The organism is Leucobacter fengyongliangi, from assembly GCF_050971685.1.
Lineage (GTDB): Bacteria > Actinomycetota > Actinomycetes > Actinomycetales > Microbacteriaceae > Leucobacter.
The window spans coordinates 1-5,208 of the sequence record NZ_JBPCEU010000026.1 but is presented as its reverse complement, the minus strand read 5'-3'; the positions used below and the strand labels follow the sequence as shown (position 1 = coordinate 5,208).

General features: G+C 63.4%; 3 protein-coding genes. All 3 read left to right on the top strand.

Annotation, left to right across the window (positions count from 1 at the left end):
• Window positions 1-110: 110 nt before the first annotated feature.
• The 3 genes from ACR0R4_RS12990 (at window position 111) to ACR0R4_RS12980 (ending at window position 5,076) form a co-directional block, all read left to right on the top strand.
• Window positions 111-1,361: an IS256 family transposase gene (locus ACR0R4_RS12990; protein ID WP_193591830.1), complete on the top strand. Its 1,251-nt coding sequence runs from the start codon at window positions 111-113 to the stop codon at window positions 1,359-1,361.
• Between the two features lie 194 nt (window positions 1,362-1,555).
• Entirely contained in the window at window positions 1,556-3,037 is a 1,482-nt protein-coding gene (nylA, locus tag ACR0R4_RS12985; RefSeq protein WP_433647797.1) for a 6-aminohexanoate-cyclic-dimer hydrolase, read from the top strand.
• Between the two features lie 788 nt (window positions 3,038-3,825).
• The gene (locus ACR0R4_RS12980) at window positions 3,826-5,076 is read left to right on the top strand and encodes an IS256 family transposase (protein ID WP_193591830.1); all 1,251 of its coding nucleotides are present in this window, start codon (window positions 3,826-3,828) and stop codon (window positions 5,074-5,076) included.
• Window positions 5,077-5,208: the final 132 nt, after the last annotated feature.

Below are 5,208 nucleotides of genomic sequence, written 5' to 3'. Positions count from 1 at the left end.
AGTAGTGCCCCGTAGAGTGGTGTAACGATCCCGGCCAGTAAACGTCAGCGTGGCCACCGGGATCTTCCTTCGAGGAAACTCTCACATCCCACTCGAAAGGCGTCACACCGATGACCACTCCCTCTATTGTCGACCCTGCCACCGTCCTCACCAACGCGCTGGGCGACGCATCACCGGATCTGATGCGCACCCTGCTGCAAACCATGATCAACACCCTCCTCTCAGCCGAAGCAGATGCGATCTGCGGCGCCGAGTACGGGAAGCCCTCTGCTGACCGAGTGAATTCCCGCAACGGATACCGCACCCGTGAACTCGATACGCGTGTCGGAACCATAGACGTCGCGATCCCGAAGCTCCGCTCCGGCACGTACTTCCCCGAGTGGCTCCTCGAACGTCGCAAACGCTCAGAAGCGGCGATGATCACCGTCGTCGCTGACGCCTACCTCGCTGGCGTCTCAACGAGGCGGATGGACAAACTCGTGAAGACCCTTGGCATCCATTCCCTGTCGAAGTCGCAGGTCTCCCGAATGGCCGCCGATATGGACGAGCATGTGCGTGAGTTTCGCACGAGGCCGTTAGGTGAGGCCGGCCCGTTCACGTTCGTCGCGTGCGACGCACTCACGATGAAAGTGCGTGAGGGCGGGCGGGTGATCAACACCATGGTGCTCGTCGCGACCGGGGTGAACGCTGACGGGCATCGGGAAGTCCTGGGCATGCAAGTGGCGACCGCGGAGACCACGATGGCGTGGAACGGGTTCTTCGCAGACCTTGTCGCGCGCGGCCTCACCGGGGTGAAACTCATCACCTCTGACGCGCACGCTGGCCTCGTTGAAGCGATGCGCGCGAACTTCCCTGGGACGTCGTGGCAACGGTGTCGCACGCACTACGCTGCGAACCTGATGTCAGTGACCCCGAAGAGCATGTGGCCGGCGGTGAAAGCGATGCTGCATTCCGTGTACGACCAACCCGACCAGAAAAGTGTTGAGGCCCAATTCGACCGGCTCCTGGACTACGTCGAGGACAAACTCCCCGAAGTGCACGACCACCTCGATGCTGCCCGGGCTGACATTCTCGCGTTCACCACGTTCCCGAAAGATGTGTGGCAGCAGATCTGGTCGAATAACCCGAACGAGCGCCTGAACCGTGAGATCCGCCGCAGGACCGATGTGGTGGGGATCTTCCCGAACCGGGCCGCGATCACCCGCCTCGTCGGGGCCGTTCTTGCGGAGCAGTCTGACGAATGGGCCGAGGGTCGTCGTTACCTCGGTCTTGACGTTCTCGCGAGGTGCCGCCTCACGCTCGTGGGTACCGACACTATCGGCCAGCACCATGAGCTCCCCGAGCTCGGGGCCGCAGCATGAGCGCCCCCACTCCTGGGCTGTACTCCGACACCGTGAGTGAGCTCGTCGCGAGCATCTGCAATCACAACGAAAACTAGCCCCCACATCCTTGAAGGATCACGAAACGGTTACACCACTCCACGGGACTTGACCCGCCGGAGCTGTCGCGGTAGGTTATTGTCCACGCGGCTTAGACCAGCAGAAGGAGCGCGACAGTGAGCAAGGTGGACCTTTGGCAGGATGCGACGGCCCAGGCCGAACTCGTGCGCTCGGGAGAGATAAGCCGGACCGAACTGCTGGAGGCGACGATCGCTCATGTCCAAGCTGTGAACCCAGAGATCAATGCCGTCATCATCCCGCTCTTTGAGAAGGCGCGGCGTGAGAGCGAGTTGGCCTCCGGGCCCTTCGCTGGCGTGCCCTATCTTCTGAAGGACCTCACCGTCGTGAGCCAAGGCGATATCAACACGTCCAGCATCAAAGGCATGAAAGAGTCCGGCTACAGAGCCGACCACGATGCCTATTTCGTGCAGCGGATGCGCGCGGCGGGGTTCGTTTTGCTCGGCAAAACGAATACACCGGAGATGGGCAACCAGATAACGACGGAGCCCGAAGCGTGGGGCGCCACTCGGAACCCTTGGAACCTCGGACGGTCGGTTGGCGGATCCAGCGGCGGCTCAGGGGCTGCGGTAGCCGCGGCTCTGTCACCGGTTGCGCACGGCAATGACGCGGCAGGTTCCGTGCGCATACCTGCCAGCGTCTGCGGCGTCGTCGGCCTCAAGCCGACGCGTGGGCGGATATCCCCAGGCCCCTTGGTCACTGATTCAGACAACGTCGCAGGAACCGCCCATGAAGGCCTCTTTGCGCGAAGCGTGCGGGACATCGCGGCGTTACTGGACGTCGTCAGCGGCCATCGGCCGGGCGACACGTTCTGCGCACCGACAGCGTCACGGCCCTACGCCCAGAGCATAAGCGAGAATCCGGGCAGTCTCCGCGTGGGGGTCCTGACCCACAACCCCGTTGGCGACTTCGCTCTGGATCCGGAATGCGCCGCGGCGGCACGGGGCGCCGCTGCGGCGCTTGCCGCGCTCGGCCATGACGTGAACGACGCCTACCCAGAGGCGCTCGGCGATCGGTCCTTCCTCAAGGACCTCTCGCCGATCACCGACGTCGTGATCGCGCGAGAGATCGAACGCAACGGAGAACTGATCGGCCGGCCGCTGACGGAGGATGACGTTGAGTGGACCAGTTGGGAAATGGTCAAACGCGCAGACCAAGTCACGGGGCGCGCCTTCGCCGCGTGCGTGGACGAGCTTCGATACTACGCTGGGAAGGTGGAGCGTTGGTGGGAGGCGGGTTGGGACCTCCTGATCTTGCCGACTGTAACGCGTCAGACGCCGGAAATTGGGGAACTCATGCTCGCCAAGGGAACCGACTTGGAAGGGCGTCAGTCCGCCTTTATCTCGGGCAGTCTGCGGATGCTGGCCTTCACCGTTCCCTTCAACGTTTCGGGGCAGCCGGCTATCTCCCTCCCCATCGGCATGTCTAGCGATGGGATGCCGATTGGGGTGCAGATCGTCGCGGCCTATGGACGCGAGGACCTCCTCCTTCAGGTGGCCGCGCAGTTGGAAGGGGCGCTGCCATGGGTCGCTCGGCGGCCCCAATTGCTGAACCCGTCGCGGAAGATCCCAGCGGCCTGATGCTTGCGGGAGATGGGGTCCGGCCGACAGATACGGGCCGGGCCCAGGTTTCGTCCCCAACTGGCACCCCACACCGCCTTAGTGAAGGTCCGCCTCGGGGACGCCCCACAGCCGGATTGAGGCCACTCTTTTCTGTGCTGGAACCCCGGCCTGTCGTCGCCTGCTTGTGAGCTCGCACCACGGTCGAGCTTAGCATCAGGTACTGAGTGTCTCAATCCTTCGTCAGTTCGTCGATCAGACGCTCCCACACCCGGCCGCCGCCCACCGACTGAAGAGCTTGCCGTATTCCACTTGCCGTACCGCTCGAGCATGCGCCGGCCAGATCGAGCCGGTCGTGGGGCTCTTCCAGTCGACGGCAGGCAAGAGGGGGCTGGCGCGCATGGTGCCCCAGGGTTCAGCCGATCCCACGCTTCGGGGCCTCCCGGCTCCATCCTTTCTCCGTGCCGTGGGCGTTGCGGGGCCTGCTCGCTCGAAGGGGTCGGTCGAGCCCTGGGCTCGGCCGAGGGGGAGCATTGTATGGGGGAATTCCTGGTCAAGGTCCGACACCTGCCGGGCCGATCAGCGATCACAGGATCGGGCACGTCGCCGATCGCCTTCGTTCCGGGGTGTCCTTCTGGGACGCCGACCTCCAGCGCACCCGCGCCTACGACGATGAGGTCTACGAAATGCTGCGGAAGTAGTAGTGCCCCGTAGAGTGGTGTAACGATCCCGGCCAGTAAACGTCAGCGTGGCCACCGGGATCTTCCTTCGAGGAAACTCTCACATCCCACTCGAAAGGCGTCACACCGATGACCACTCCCTCTATTGTCGACCCTGCCACCGTCCTCACCAACGCGCTGGGCGACGCATCACCGGATCTGATGCGCACCCTGCTGCAAACCATGATCAACACCCTCCTCTCAGCCGAAGCAGATGCGATCTGCGGCGCCGAGTACGGGAAGCCCTCTGCTGACCGAGTGAATTCCCGCAACGGATACCGCACCCGTGAACTCGATACGCGTGTCGGAACCATAGACGTCGCGATCCCGAAGCTCCGCTCCGGCACGTACTTCCCCGAGTGGCTCCTCGAACGTCGCAAACGCTCAGAAGCGGCGATGATCACCGTCGTCGCTGACGCCTACCTCGCTGGCGTCTCAACGAGGCGGATGGACAAACTCGTGAAGACCCTTGGCATCCATTCCCTGTCGAAGTCGCAGGTCTCCCGAATGGCCGCCGATATGGACGAGCATGTGCGTGAGTTTCGCACGAGGCCGTTAGGTGAGGCCGGCCCGTTCACGTTCGTCGCGTGCGACGCACTCACGATGAAAGTGCGTGAGGGCGGGCGGGTGATCAACACCATGGTGCTCGTCGCGACCGGGGTGAACGCTGACGGGCATCGGGAAGTCCTGGGCATGCAAGTGGCGACCGCGGAGACCACGATGGCGTGGAACGGGTTCTTCGCAGACCTTGTCGCGCGCGGCCTCACCGGGGTGAAACTCATCACCTCTGACGCGCACGCTGGCCTCGTTGAAGCGATGCGCGCGAACTTCCCTGGGACGTCGTGGCAACGGTGTCGCACGCACTACGCTGCGAACCTGATGTCAGTGACCCCGAAGAGCATGTGGCCGGCGGTGAAAGCGATGCTGCATTCCGTGTACGACCAACCCGACCAGAAAAGTGTTGAGGCCCAATTCGACCGGCTCCTGGACTACGTCGAGGACAAACTCCCCGAAGTGCACGACCACCTCGATGCTGCCCGGGCTGACATTCTCGCGTTCACCACGTTCCCGAAAGATGTGTGGCAGCAGATCTGGTCGAATAACCCGAACGAGCGCCTGAACCGTGAGATCCGCCGCAGGACCGATGTGGTGGGGATCTTCCCGAACCGGGCCGCGATCACCCGCCTCGTCGGGGCCGTTCTTGCGGAGCAGTCTGACGAATGGGCCGAGGGTCGTCGTTACCTCGGTCTTGACGTTCTCGCGAGGTGCCGCCTCACGCTCGTGGGTACCGACACTATCGGCCAGCACCATGAGCTCCCCGAGCTCGGGGCCGCAGCATGAGCGCCCCCACTCCTGGGCTGTACTCCGACACCGTGAGTGAGCTCGTCGCGAGCATCTGCAATCACAACGAAAACTAGCCCCCACATCCTTGAAGGATCACGAAACGGTTACACCACTCCACGGGACTTGACC

Bases quoted from the DNA above. Each gene is read 5' to 3' on its own strand.
- ACR0R4_RS12980 (WP_193591830.1), top strand. From the start codon at position 3,826: ATGACCACTCCCTCTATTGTCGACCCTGCCACCGTCCTCACCAACGCG.
- ACR0R4_RS12990 (WP_193591830.1), top strand. From the start codon at position 111: ATGACCACTCCCTCTATTGTCGACCCTGCCACCGTCCTCACCAACGCG.